The organism is Bartonella phoceensis (assembly GCF_902825145.1).
Classification (GTDB): Bacteria; Pseudomonadota; Alphaproteobacteria; order Rhizobiales; family Rhizobiaceae; genus Bartonella; species Bartonella phoceensis.
The window spans coordinates 54,429-67,213 of sequence record NZ_CADEAD010000006.1 but is presented as its reverse complement, the minus strand read 5'-3'; the positions used below and the strand labels follow the sequence as shown (position 1 = coordinate 67,213).

General features: G+C 41.7%; 9 protein-coding genes and 1 tRNA gene. All 10 read left to right on the top strand.

Going from position 1 to position 12,785, the window contains the following annotated elements:
* A partial coding sequence (locus J7R07_RS06725; RefSeq protein ID WP_482830035.1) for an EF-Tu C-terminal domain-related protein occupies positions 1–108 on the top strand: 108 nt, incomplete at its 5' end.
* 51 nt (positions 109–159) lie between these two features.
* Positions 160–235: transfer RNA gene (locus J7R07_RS06720), tRNA-Trp, on the top strand.
* A 209-nt stretch (positions 236–444) separates the two neighbouring features.
* Positions 445–657 (top strand): preprotein translocase subunit SecE, encoded by a 213-nt coding sequence (gene secE / locus J7R07_RS06715; RefSeq protein WP_208436100.1) that lies wholly within the window; start codon positions 445–447, stop codon positions 655–657.
* Positions 658–677: 20 nt separating this feature from the next.
* Positions 678–1,208, top strand: coding sequence for a transcription termination/antitermination protein NusG (gene nusG / locus J7R07_RS06710; RefSeq protein WP_208436105.1), 531 nt, complete (start codon positions 678–680; stop codon positions 1,206–1,208).
* Between the two features lie 148 nt (positions 1,209–1,356).
* Positions 1,357–1,785 (top strand): 50S ribosomal protein L11, encoded by a 429-nt coding sequence (rplK, locus tag J7R07_RS06705; RefSeq protein WP_208436099.1) that lies wholly within the window; start codon positions 1,357–1,359, stop codon positions 1,783–1,785.
* A 4-nt stretch (positions 1,786–1,789) separates the two neighbouring features.
* Entirely contained in the window at positions 1,790–2,488 is a 699-nt protein-coding gene (gene rplA, locus J7R07_RS06700) for a 50S ribosomal protein L1 (protein WP_208436104.1), read from the top strand.
* A 367-nt stretch (positions 2,489–2,855) separates the two neighbouring features.
* Positions 2,856–3,374: a 50S ribosomal protein L10 gene (gene rplJ, locus J7R07_RS06695; protein ID WP_208436098.1), complete on the top strand. Its 519-nt coding sequence runs from the start codon at positions 2,856–2,858 to the stop codon at positions 3,372–3,374.
* A 102-nt stretch (positions 3,375–3,476) separates the two neighbouring features.
* Entirely contained in the window at positions 3,477–3,848 is a 372-nt protein-coding gene (rplL, locus tag J7R07_RS06690; protein WP_012231477.1) for a 50S ribosomal protein L7/L12, read from the top strand.
* 287 nt (positions 3,849–4,135) lie between these two features.
* Entirely contained in the window at positions 4,136–8,284 is a 4,149-nt protein-coding gene (gene rpoB / locus J7R07_RS06685; protein ID WP_208436097.1) for a DNA-directed RNA polymerase subunit beta, read from the top strand.
* A 177-nt stretch (positions 8,285–8,461) separates the two neighbouring features.
* Positions 8,462–12,673, top strand: coding sequence for a DNA-directed RNA polymerase subunit beta' (gene rpoC, locus J7R07_RS06680; protein ID WP_208436096.1), 4,212 nt, complete (start codon positions 8,462–8,464; stop codon positions 12,671–12,673).
* Positions 12,674–12,785 lie beyond the last annotated feature (112 nt).

Genomic DNA, 12,785 nt, shown 5'->3' with positions numbered 1-12,785 from the left:
GATGTTTCTTTGATTGTTCCAATTGCCATGGAAGAGAAGCTTCGTTTCGCTATTCGTGAAGGTGGCCGTACTGTTGGTGCAGGTATCGTTTCTAAAATCATTGAGTAAGTAGTGGTTATTGAAGAGCATTAAGAGCATTAAAGGTATAATTTTGAGAGTAGGGGTATAGCTCAGTTGGTAGAGCGGCGGTCTCCAAAACCGCAGGTCGCGGGTTCAAGTCCTGCTGCCCCTGCCAAATGCGAGTGAGATTTTAGCTGTGAGGAGGTAGGTTTTTAAACTGCCTTCTTCGCTTTTTTTTGTATAGGGCTTGTTTTTTTATGCGTAAATCTGTATTGAGTAAGAAATGAGGAAGCTGCATAAGGCTGAAGGTTGGCTTTTCGCATTTTTGTCGTATTTATTTTATTATATAACCATAATAAGGTTAGAAAGAGTATAGTGTGGCTGATGGCATCTAAAACCAATCCGATTGTCTTTTTAAAGCAGGTTTATGCAGAAACAGTTAAGGTCAAGTGGCCTACGCGTCGTGAGACGGTAATTTCGACTGTTATGGTGTTATTGGTGACTGCATTGGCTTCGGCTTTCTTTTTTGTTGTGGATCAGGTTGTGCATTTTGGTGTTTGGCGGGGTATTGATCTTCTAAAACATCTTTTTAGTTGAGAGTACAAGGAAGTGTGACTGTGGCTGCTCGTTGGTATATTGTTCAAGCATATTCGAATTTTGAAAAGAAAGTAGCGGAAGCTATTGATAAAGAAGCAAAGCAAAAAGGACTTGATCATCTATTTGAAAAGATTTTTGTTCCCACAGAACGTGTTGTAGAGGTTCGTCGTGGGCGTAAGGTTGATACTGAGCGGAAGTTTTTTCCTGGTTATGTTCTCGTTTGTGCTGAATTAACGGATGAGGTTTATCATCTCATTAAGAATACTCCTAAAGTGACAGGTTTTTTGGGTTCAGATTCGCGTCCTGTCCCTATTTCTGATCGGGAGGTTGAGCAAATTCTTAAACAAGTTCAGGAAGGAGTCGAATCTCCGAAGTCTTCTGTATTGTTTGAGGTTGGAGAGCAAGTGCGCGTTGCTGATGGTCCTTTTGTTTCATTTAATGGGATTGTTCAGGAGGTTGAAGAAGAGCGCTCTCGCCTTAAGGTAGAAGTACTGATTTTTGGGCGTCCTACGCCTGTTGATTTAGAGTTTGGTCAGGTTGAAAAACTCTGATTGAACTTAAAGTGATTTTAATCACTTTGAGTGACTGGTGGGAGGTGATTTATGGCTTTTGTCAGCTTAATGATCCGAACCACTTGACTGCGGCAGGTAGCGGGCAAGGTAAATTGTCAGCTGCCAGTGAAATTGAAGGCAGATTATTATGGCAAAAAAAAGTATAGGTCAGCTCAAGTTGCAGGTTCTTGCAGGAGCTGCTACACCATCTCCACCGATTGGTCCAGCTCTTGGTCAGCGTGGTATTAATATTATGGAGTTCTGTAAGGCATTTAATGCAGCTACACAGGAAATGGAGAAGGGTGCACCGATTCCAGTAGTTATCACTTATTACCAAGATAAGTCTTTCACCTTTTCTTTAAAGACACCTCCGGTGTCATTTTTCTTGAAGAAGGAGGCAAATTTGAAATCTGGCTCGAAAGAGCCTGGTAAAGTGTCTGTAGGGAGCATTTCTCGTGATAAGATTCGTTCAATTGCAGAAGCGAAGATGAAAGATCTTAACGCAAATGATATTGAGTCGGCAATGCGTATGGTTGAAGGTTCTGCTCGTTCTATGGGCTTGGAAGTGGTGGGCTAATATTATGGCAAAACTAGCAAAGAGAATAAAAAATATCCGCAAAAATATTGATTTTAATGTACTTTACCCTTTAAGAGATGCAGTTTCAATGGTTAAAGAGCGAGCAGTTGCTAAATTTGATGAAACAATTGAAATTTCAATGAATTTGGGGGTTGATCCTCGTCATGCCGATCAAATGGTTCGCGGTGTCGCGCATTTACCTAATGGAACAGGGCGGAATATTCGTGTTGCAGTTTTTGCACGTGGGGATAAGGCTGAGGAAGCTAAAACTGCTGGTGCTGACATTGTAGGAGCTGAAGATTTATTTGAACGCATTAATGGTGGGACGATTGATTTTGATCGTTGTATTGCAACGCCAGATATGATGCCTCTTGTCGGTCGTCTTGGTAAGATTCTTGGTCCACGCAGTTTGATGCCAAATCCGAAAGTTGGTACTGTAACACCTGATGTTGCTAGTGCTGTCAAAGCTTCTAAAGGTGGTGCTGTTGAATTTCGTGTTGAAAAAGCTGGTATTGTGCATGCTGGTATCGGTAAAGCTTCTTTTGGAGTTGAGAAGATAGTGGAAAATGTTAAAGCCTTTGCCAGTGCTGTTGTTAAAGCTAAGCCGCAAGGTGCAAAGGGTGAATATATTAAGCGTGTTGCAGTTTCTTCAACTATGGGGATCGGAGTTAAAGTCGATCCTACAACTGTTCGTTCAGAGTAGCTCTGAACAGATTTGTGATTTTGTTTTGGGGTATGTGAACATTGGAGTTTTATTTTAAAGTGTCGATTATTATCGGCATTGTGTTATCTGGGCTTTATCAAGCTTAGGTTATGCCGGGAGAAGTTCCGGAATATCCTGTCCGAGATTGTGGGTGATGCTGTTTAAAGTATCTTAATCGAAAAAAAACCTGCATGAGACTGGGGTAAAAACTAAAAGTTAAAGGACTTAAAGGGTTTGAGCCAGGGTTGCCTTTGATCGCTGTGCGTGAAAAGGGGACAGGATCCTCATCGATAGCATAAAGTATTTTATGTTATCAAAGGTAACCAACAGATTTGTTTCAAACGAGTCTGTTAAATGGAGAGAGACAGTGAATAGAGCGGAAAAACGCGAATTTGTTACATGGCTTAACGAGGCTTTTCGCAAGTCTGGTTCTGTTGTTGTTGCACATTATTCTGGTCTGACAGTTTCACAGATGAACGATCTGCGTTCGAAAATGGGTGAAGCGGGCGGCGCCATTAAAGTCGCTAAAAACCGTCTTGCTAAAATTGCTCTTCAGGGCACGGAATCTGAATCAATGGTGAATTTGTTTACTGGACAGACACTTATCGCTTATTCAGAAGATCCAATCACTGCACCGAAAGTTGCTGTTGATTTTGCGAAAAGCAATGACAAATTTATCATCCTTGGTGGTTCAATGGGGGCAACAAGTTTAAGTGTAGACGCTGTGAAGTCATTGGCTTCATTGCCTTCACTAAATGAGTTGCGGGCAAAACTTGTGGGTATGATTTCTACTCCTGCAACCCGTATTGCACAGGTTGTGAATGCGCCTAGTGGTCAAATTGTACGTGTCATTGGAGCATATGCTCAGAAGGATAAGGCGGCTTAAGGCTGTTTTGGTTCACGTTAATGGAAGGGCTTTAGTGCTTTTCTGTTTTTTTGAATAAGTTTTAAATAATGGTTCAAATCTTTTAATTGAAGGAATTTAAAAATGGCTGATCTAGCAAAGATCGTAGAAGACCTTTCTAACCTAACCCTTTTGGAAGCTGCGGAGCTTTCTAAGTTGCTTGAAGAGAAATGGGGAGTTTCAGCTGCTGCTCCTGTAGCTGTAGCTGCTGTTGCTGGTGCTGCTGCTCCAGCTGCTGAAGAAAAAACAGAGTTTGATGTTATTCTTGTTGAAGGTGGTGCGCAAAAAATTAACGTCATTAAAGAGGTTCGTGCTCTTACAGGGCTTGGTCTTAAAGAAGCTAAAGATCTGGTTGAGGGAGCGCCTAAGCCTATTAAAGAAGGTGCTTCTAAAGAGGAAGCAGAAAAAATTAAATCCCAACTTGAAGCTGCTGGAGCTAAAGTTGAACTTAAGTAAATTTTATTTTATCGGCGAGCGTCTATGTTCGCCGATTTCCTTTCTCTTGGAAAAAAGGAGATGATCAATGAAAACCTTCTCTAAACAGTTCAATAACTGTAATGGATGTGGGTTTTGCTCTTAATCCCCTTATGGTGAAACCAAGTGTAGTAGATGGCTTGTGTTAGTGGGGTAAGTTGATGGTATCCAGTATAGGGTACCGAGTGAACTGGTCTGCATATGCAGGTTAACGACGTAAAGCTTTCAAGGTTTATTCTACCTTGAAGAGTAAAGATCAAGGAGCGAGGATGGCTCAGACCCTAGCGATGATGTCTCAATTCAATGGTCGTAAGCGCGTACGCAAATTTTTTGGTAAGATTCCTGAAGTAGCAGAGATGCCGAATCTTATTGAGGTTCAAAAGGCGTCATACGATCAGTTTCTCATGGTTGAGGAACCGAAAGGTGGACGACCAGATGAAGGTTTGCAGGCTGTTTTTAAATCGGTGTTTCCTATTTCGGATTTTTCCGGTACAGCCATGCTTGAGTTTGTTGGTTATGAATTTGATTTACCAAAATTTGATGTTGAAGAATGTCGTCAGCGTGATTTGACTTATGCCGCACCATTAAAGGTGATATTACGTTTGATCGTTTTTGATGTTGATGAGGATACTGGCTCGAAAGATATCAAAGATATTAAAGAGCAAGGCGTTTATATGGGCGATATGCCTTTAATGACGACGAATGGTACCTTTATTGTTAATGGTACGGAGCGTGTTATTGTTTCTCAGATGCATCGTTCTCCAGGTGTCTTTTTTGACCATGATAAAGGAAAATCACATTCATCAGGAAAATTTCTTTTTGCTGCTCGTGTTATTCCTTATCGAGGTTCCTGGCTTGATATTGAGTTTGATGCTAAAGATATTATTTATGCCCGTATTGATCGGCGACGCAAGATTCCTGTTACGAGTCTTTTGATGGCGTTAGGTATGGATGCGTCAGATATTTTATCGATATTTTATAATAAGATTACTTATGAGCGAGATGGGGATGGATGGCGAATTCCTTATTCTGTTGATCGCTTTAAAGGAATGAAACTTATTTCTGACCTTATCGATGCAGATAGTGGTGAAGTTGTGGCTGAAGCGGGTAAAAAGCTAACAGTTCGTTCTGCAAAATCCTTAGCTGAAAAAGGTCTCAAGGCGGTTAAAGTCAGTGAGGATGATTTATTAGGATGCTATTTAGCGGAAGATATAGTCAATTACGAAACAGGTGAGATTTATCTTGAAGCTGGTGATGAAATTGACGAGAAAATATTAAAAATTTTGTTTGATGTTAATGCAGATCAAATTAATATTCTTGATATTGATCACATGAATGTCGGGGCGTATATCCGCAATACTTTAAAAGTAGATAAAAATGAAAGTCGGCAGGATGCATTATTTGATATCTATCGGGTAATGCGTCCAGGTGAACCCCCCACAATGGATACAGCAGAAGCAATGTTTCATTCTTTATTTTTTGATCCAGAGCGTTATGATCTTTCTGCTGTTGGACGTGTTAAGATGAATTTGCGCATGGATCTTGATTGTCCAGACACAGTTCGTACTTTGCGTCAGGAAGATATTCTTGCTGTTGTTAAGATGTTGGTTGAATTACGCGATGGCCGTGGTGAAATTGATGATATTGATAATCTTGGCAATCGCCGCGTTCGTTCGGTTGGGGAATTGATGGAAAATCAGTATCGTATTGGTTTGCTTCGTATGGAGCGTGCGATAAAAGAGCGTATGTCATCAGTTGAAATTGATACAGTTATGCCTCAGGATTTGATAAACGCAAAGCCTGCAGCAGCGGCAGTCCGGGAGTTTTTTGGCTCTTCGCAATTATCGCAGTTTATGGACCAAACCAATCCATTGTCAGAAATTACCCATAAGCGCCGTCTTTCTGCTCTTGGTCCAGGAGGTTTAACGCGTGAACGTGCGGGGTTTGAAGTTCGTGACGTACATCCTACGCATTATGGTCGTATTTGTCCGATCGAAACCCCGGAAGGTCCTAATATTGGTTTGATTAATTCCTTAGCAACATTTGCGCGAGTTAATAAATATGGTTTTATTGAAAGTCCATATCGCAAAATTGTTGATGGTAAAGTGACAACTGAGGTTATCTATCTATCAGCTATGGAAGAATCAAAGCATTATGTCGCTCAAGCTAATTCTTCACTGGATGCTGAAGGACGTTTTACGGAAGAATTTGTTGTTTGTCGTCATGCAGGTGAAGTTTTGATGGCACCGCGTGATCATGTAGATTTGATGGATGTTTCACCAAAACAGTTGGTTTCTGTAGCAGCAGCTCTTATTCCCTTTTTGGAAAATGATGATGCGAATCGTGCATTGATGGGATCGAACATGCAGCGTCAGGCAGTTCCGCTTGTGCGCGCTGAGGCACCATTTGTTGGTACAGGGATGGAATCCGTTGTTGCTCGCGATTCAGGCGCAGCCGTTAGTGCAAAACGTAGTGGTATTGTTGATCAAGTTGACGCAACCCGTATTGTTATTCGTGCGACAGAAGATTTAGATCCTTCAAAATCTGGTGTTGATATTTACCGTTTACAGAAGTTTCAGCGTTCTAATCAGTCTACTTGTATTAATCAGCGTCCTCTCGTGCATGTTGGTGATCGGATAGAAAAGGGCGATATTATTGCAGATGGTCCGTCTACGGATCTTGGTGATTTAGCTCTTGGGCGAAATGTGCTTGTGGCTTTTATGCCTTGGAATGGATACAATTACGAAGATTCCATTTTATTATCCGAGCGCATTGTTGCCGATGATGTCTTTACTTCGATTCATATTGAGGAGTTTGAAGTTGCGGCACGGGATACAAAGCTTGGACCTGAAGAAATTACGCGCGATATTCCTAACGTTGCAGAAGAAGCGTTAAGGAATCTTGATGAGGCTGGTATTATCTATATTGGTGCTGAAGTTCAACCGGGTGATATTTTGGTTGGAAAGATTACACCAAAAGGCGAAAGTCCGATGACTCCGGAAGAGAAGCTTTTACGTGCGATTTTTGGAGAAAAAGCTTCAGATGTTCGTGATACTTCTATGCGAATGCCTCCAGGGACTTTTGGGACTGTTGTTGAAGTTCGTGTTTTTAATCGTCACGGTGTGGAAAAAGATGAGCGTGCGATGGCAATTGAACGTGAGGAAATTGAACGTTTAGCTAAAGACCGTGATGATGAACAGTCGATTCTTGATCGTAACGTTTATGCGCGTCTTTCCGATATGCTGACAGGTAAAGTTGCTGTAGAAGGACCGAAAGGTTTTTCAAGCAGCAAGGAGCTTAACAATACGATAATGGGTCAGTATCCACGCTCACAATGGTGGCAATTCGCTGTTGAAGATGAAAAGCTTCAAAATGAAATTGAGGCTTTGCGCAAGCAATATGATGAATCAAAAGAGGCGTTACAACGTCGTTTTATGGATAAAGTTGAAAAGGTCCAAAGAGGCGATGAAATGCCTCCTGGTGTTATGAAAATGGTGAAGGTTTTTGTGGCTGTAAAACGCAAAATCCAACCAGGTGATAAAATGGCGGGACGCCATGGTAATAAAGGTGTTGTGTCACGTATTCTTCCCGTAGAAGATATGCCATTTCTTGAAGATGGAACCCACGCAGATATCGTCTTAAATCCACTTGGTGTGCCTAGTCGTATGAATGTTGGGCAAATTCTTGAGACGCATCTTGGTTGGGCATGCGCAGGTATGGGAAAGAAGATTGGTGAGTTGGTAGAGTTATATCAAGAAACTGGAGATATACTTCCTTTGCGTCAGCGCATCGAGAATCTCATGCCTGATAATGAGCATAATGAGCCAATACGTCAATATGATAATGAAAGCCTTTACAAATTGGCGCTGCAGATGAGAAAAGGCGTTTCAATTGCAACACCTGTTTTTGATGGAGCGCATGAAGCTGATATCAATATGATGTTGGAGGATGCAGGTTTAGATAGCTCAGGTCAGGTTACGCTTTATGACGGTCGTACTGGAGAGCCTTTCGATCGTCCGGTAACTGTGGGTTATATTTACATGTTGAAGTTACATCACCTTGTGGATGATAAAATTCATGCGCGTTCAATTGGACCGTATTCACTCGTTACACAACAGCCATTAGGTGGTAAGGCGCAATTTGGTGGTCAGCGTTTTGGTGAGATGGAAGTCTGGGCACTTGAAGCTTACGGTGCGGCATACACTTTGCAGGAAATGCTGACGGTAAAATCGGATGATGTGGCTGGTCGAACAAAAGTCTATGAAGCAATTGTGCGTGGTGACGATACATTTGAAGCGGGTATACCTGAAAGCTTTAATGTGTTGGTGAAGGAGATGCGTTCACTTGCTCTTAATGTAGAACTTGATGATGCGCGTGAACTTATTGCACAGCGGGCATTGTCTGATACAGCAGAGTGATAGTTCAAGGAGTGCACTTAAAGAGAGTGCGTTCTAATGACTCTGGAGGCTAAATAAGGAAATTTCTATTAAGGTGACACGGGCAATTTAAAAAGTAGAAATAGGTTTTAAATAAGATCTGTGATAGAATTAATGAGATATTACAACAGGTTCTAAGAATCTTTGAAGGAGAACGGCATGAACCACGAGGTCATGAATCTTTTCAATCCTCAGGCGCCAGCGCAAACATTTGACTCTATTCGTATTTCCATTGCGAGTCCTGAGAAGATTTTGTCCTGGTCATATGGTGAGATCAAGAAGCCTGAGACTATTAATTATCGGACTTTTAAGCCAGAGCGTGATGGTCTTTTCTGTGCGCGTATATTTGGTCCGATTAAAGACTATGAGTGCCTATGCGGTAAATATAAACGTATGAAATATAAGGGCATTATCTGTGAGAAATGTGGTGTAGAGGTGACTCTTTCACGCGTGCGCCGCGAACGTATGGGGCATATTGAGCTTGCGGCACCCGTTGCGCACATTTGGTTCCTTAAATCGTTACCAGGTCGCATTTCCACACTTTTAGATTTAACTTTGAAAGATATTGAGCGGGTTCTCTATTTTGAAAATTATATTGTAACAGAGCCGGGATTGACATCCCTTAAACTTCATCAGCTTCTTTCGGAAGAAGAATATATGCTTGCTATTGATGAGTTTGGAGAAGATCAATTTACGGCTATGATTGGTGCTGAGGCTATTTATGAGCTTCTAGCTGGCATGGAATTAGAGAAAATCGCGAATGACTTACGCGTCGAATTGTCTGAAACAACTTCGGAATTAAAGCAAAAAAAGCTGATTAAACGGCTTAAGATCGTTGAAAATTTTCTTGAATCTGGCAACAAACCAGAATGGATGATTATGAAGACGATACCAGTTATTCCACCTGATTTACGTCCGCTGGTTCCGCTTGATGGTGGACGTTTTGCGACGTCAGATCTGAATGATCTTTATCGACGTGTCATAAATCGTAATAATCGTTTGAAGAGGTTAATTGAATTACGTGCGCCTGGGATTATTGTGCGCAATGAAAAGCGTATGGTGCAAGAAGCTGTTGATGCATTGTTTGATAATGGTCGGCGTGGGCGTGTAATTACAGGGGCAAATAAGCGTCCTCTCAAGTCTCTGTCGGATATGCTAAAGGGCAAGCAAGGACGTTTCCGTCAAAACTTACTTGGGAAGCGCGTTGATTACTCGGGGCGTTCTGTTATTGTGACGGGTCCGGAATTAAAGTTGCATCAATGTGGTCTTCCCAAAAAAATGGCTCTCGAATTATTTAAACCATTTATTTATGCGCGCCTTGATGCAAAAGGTTATTCATCAACGGTGAAGCAGGCAAAAAAGCTTGTTGAAAAAGAGCATCCGGAAGTTTGGGATATCTTGGATGAGGTTATTCGTGAACATCCTGTGTTGCTCAATCGTGCGCCAACATTGCATCGTTTAGGGATCCAGGCTTTTGAACCGATCTTGATTGAAGGAAAAGCTATACAGCTTCATCCCTTGGTGTGTACCGCTTTTAATGCGGATTTTGATGGTGATCAGATGGCGGTTCACGTTCCACTTTCTCTTGAAGCACAGCTTGAAGCCCGTGTTTTGATGATGTCAACCAATAATATTCTTCATCCAGCCAATGGTGCACCCATTATTGTTCCATCACAGGATATGGTTCTTGGTCTTTACTATCTTTCTATTGTTTCTGAAAAAGAACCAGGTGAGGGAATGGCCTTTGCCGATATAGGTGAGCTTCATTATGCCTTGGAAAATAAGATTGTGACTCTTCACACAAAGATTAAGGGTCGTGTTAAAAATATGGGGAAGGATGGGAAGGAAGTTGCTAAGCTTTATGACACAACACCTGGCCGTTTGATTATTGGTGAGCTTTTACCCAAAAATCCGAATATCTCGTTTGATATTGTCAATCAAGAAATGACGAAAAAGAATATTTCTAAAATGATTGATCAAGTTTATCGACACTGTGGTCAAAAAGAGACTGTTATTTTCTGTGATCGTATTATGCAGCTTGGCTTTTCTTATGCTTGTCGTGCGGGAATTTCATTCGGCAAAGACGATATGGTTATCCCTGATAGCAAATCACGTTTGGTTGCAGAAACAGAAGCTTTGGCTAAAGAATATGAACAACAATATAATGATGGTCTGATTACACAAGGTGAAAAATATAACAAAGTTGTAGATGCTTGGGGTAAATGCACAGATCGCGTTGCCGATGAAATGATGAAACGTATTCAGGCTGTTGAATTTGATCCCAAAACAGGTCGTCAGCGGCCGATGAATTCGATCTATATGATGTCACATTCTGGTGCACGTGGCTCTTCTAACCAGATGAAGCAGTTGGCTGGTATGCGCGGGCTAATGGCAAAACCATCGGGTGAAATTATTGAAACACCCATCATTTCAAACTTTAAGGAAGGTCTAACTGTTAACGAGTATTTTAACTCGACCCATGGAGCACGTAAAGGGCTTGCTGATACTGCATTAAAAACGGCCAACTCCGGTTATCTAACACGGCGTCTTGTTGATGTGGCACAGGATGCTATTATTTCAGCCGTTGATTGTGGGACTGCAAAAGGGCTTACGATGCAGCCAATTGTTGATGCAGGGCAAATTGTTGCCTCTCTTGGACAAAGAATTCTTGGTCGCACAGCGCTTGTTGATGTTTTGCATCCCGTTTCTGGAGAGGTGATCCTTGAAGGTGGAGCAATGATTGAGGAGGCTGATGTTGCAAAAATTGAAGAAGCGGGGATTCAGTCTGTTCAAATTCGCTCTGCTTTGACATGTGAAACGCGTCTTGGTGTTTGTGCGAAATGCTATGGTCGCGATTTGGCACGTGGGACTCCTGTTAATCAAGGTGAGGCAGTTGGTGTTATTGCTGCCCAATCCATTGGTGAACCAGGAACGCAACTTACCATGCGTACTTTCCACTTAGGGGGAACGGCGCAGGTTGTTGATTCCTCTCATTTAGAAGCCTCTTATGAAGGTACGGTAGAGATTCGTAATCGCAATGTAGTTCGCAATTCTGAAGGCCATTTGGTGGTTATGGGACGTAATATGGCTATCATTATCAAGGATGAGTCCGGAAAAGAGCGTGTGGTGCACCGAGTGAGCTATGGTGCGCATATTTTTGTTGATGATGGTGATGTGGTTAAATGTGGTCAACGTATAGCAGAATGGGATCCCTATACACGTCCAATTTTAACAGAAGTTGATGGGTATATAGGTTTTGAAGATATGGTTGATGGTTTATCAGTTACAGAAACAGCTGATGAGTCTACGGGTATTACGAAGCGTTTGGTGATTGATTGGCGCGCTAATCCACGTGGTGCTGATCTAAAACCAGCTATTATCATCCATGCAGATAAAAAAGGTGAAACAATTGCCAAATTGTATAAGGGGGGTGAAGCTCGCTATATGATGTCGGTGGAAACCATCCTATCTGTCGAGCCTGGTTCTCATGTGAAGGCTGGTGATGTTATTGCTCGCTTACCGATGGAAAGTGCTAAGACAAAAGATATTACAGGTGGTCTGCCACGTGTGGCTGAGCTTTTTGAAGCGCGGCGTCCAAAAGATCATGCTATTATTGCTGAAGTCAGTGGTACAATTCGATTTGGTCGTGGTTATAAGAATAAGCGTCGTATTATTATTGAACCAAATGATGAAACTCTTGAACCAGTAGAATATTTGATTCCAAAGGGTAAGTTGTTTCACTTCCAAGAAGGCGACCAAATTGAAAAAGGGGATTATGTCCTTGATGGTAACCCCGCTCCTCATGATATTTTGGCGATTAAAGGTGTTGAAGCTTTGGCATCTTATCTTGTTAATGAAATTCAGGAAGTTTATCGTTTGCAGGGTGTTCTCATTAATGACAAGCACATTGAAGTGATTGTTCGCCAGATGTTGCAAAAAGTTGAAATTACTGAATCTGGAGATTCTGGTTATATTCCGGGCGATAATGTTGATCGCATTGAACTTGATGAAATCAATGATAATTTGATTGCAGAAGGGAAGAGCCCCGCATCTGGTACTCCCATTCTTCTTGGGATTACAAAAGCTTCTCTTCAAACCCCATCGTTTATTTCGGCAGCATCGTTTCAGGAAACAACAAGGGTACTTACTGAGGCAGCAGTTTCTGGTAAAATTGATACTTTGCAAGGTCTTAAAGAGAATGTTATTGTTGGTCGCCTTATTCCTGCGGGTACAGGTGGTACGATTGCTCAAATCCGCCGTATCGCTGCAGTTCGTGATGATTTAATCGTTGATGAGCGGCGTAAATCTAGTAATAACGAGATGGCAAAGGCTATGTTGACAAATATGACAACTGAAGCGGTTGCTGAGTAATTTGAAAGCATGTCAAAAAGAATGATAAGGAGAGCGTCCGGGTTTAGAATTCGGGCGTTTTTTTAGATTTCAAAATAACAAATTCGCATATTTTCTAAAAAATATGACTGTA